We start from the raw sequence: 1,046 nt of genomic DNA, 5'->3' as shown, positions 1-1,046 counted from the left end.
CGCCTCGAAGCCGATGTGACCGACCGCGCGATGATCCGCGCGATCATGCGCGAGTTTGCGCCTGAAGTTGTGATCCATCTGGCGGCCACCAGCGATGATGATCCCGAAGCGATGGTCGACGCTGAGATCGGCGGAGCTTTCGGCGTGCTGGAAGCATCGCGGCAGTATTACGAGCGGCTCGATGGCGAGAAGCGCGACCGGTTCCGCATCGTGCATGCGGAGCGGGCCGAGAGCGATGTGCCGGAGAAGCTGACGCGGCCGCAGGCGGCGCGGGGGGCGGCGGCGGCCCTGCTCGACCGCTGGGCGCGGGCGAATGACCTGCCGCTGGTGACATGCGTCGCGGGCGAGGCGTTCGGGCCGTGGCAGCCGCAATCGTCGTTCATAGCGCGACTGATGTCGTCGCTGGTCAACCAGCGACCCTTCCATCTGGAGATGGGTGGCGAGACGGTTCGCGACTGGCTGCCGATCCGGGACATGGCGTCGGGGCTGTTGCGGGCGGCGGAAGTGGCGCCGGCGCAATCGCGGTTTGACCTTTCGGTCGGGGCCGAGCGGCGGGATATCGACATTGCCGAAAGCGTCTGCGCCCTGCTGGACGAGCGGACGCCGATGGCGGACGGCGAGCTGTGGTCGAGCCTGCTGATGGTCGAGGGCGACGGGCTGGTCGCTTCGGGCGGGCCCATGATGGATTCCCATGAGGCCGAGCGGGAGCTGGGCTGGCGGCCGGGCGGCTTCCATACCGGGTTGGATCGCCTGCTGAACTGGGCGCTGGCGAGCCATGCGGCCTCGCAGGCCCGCCGGACGGCCCAGGCCGAGCGGCTGGCCGCAGAATAAGCCTCTTACTCACGCTGGGGTTACCGGGTGCGCCTTGCAACGCCGTGGGGCGGCGTTACCCTTGCCGCAACGGGAGCACAGACTCCGCAAAGACGTCGAAGACTCCGGGGAGGAGATTTCCAATGAGCCAATTCCGCGCGTTCGCGCTGGCGGCAGCTATTGCCCTGGGCGCATCGGCCTGCGCGCCGCGGGCCGGGGAAAGCGCGGGGGCCGAG

General features: G+C 69.3%; 1 protein-coding gene. It reads left to right on the top strand.

What is annotated here, in order from left to right; all coding sequences use genetic code 11:
* On the top strand, positions 1-831 hold an 831-nt coding region (locus EON91_RS14580), incomplete at its 5' end, for an NAD-dependent epimerase/dehydratase family protein (RefSeq protein WP_292096153.1).
* Positions 832-1,046 lie beyond the last annotated feature (215 nt).

The organism is Brevundimonas sp. (genome assembly GCF_004210735.1).
Classification (GTDB): Bacteria; Pseudomonadota; Alphaproteobacteria; order Caulobacterales; family Caulobacteraceae; genus Brevundimonas.
This window is presented reverse-complemented; position numbering and strand designations above follow the sequence as displayed.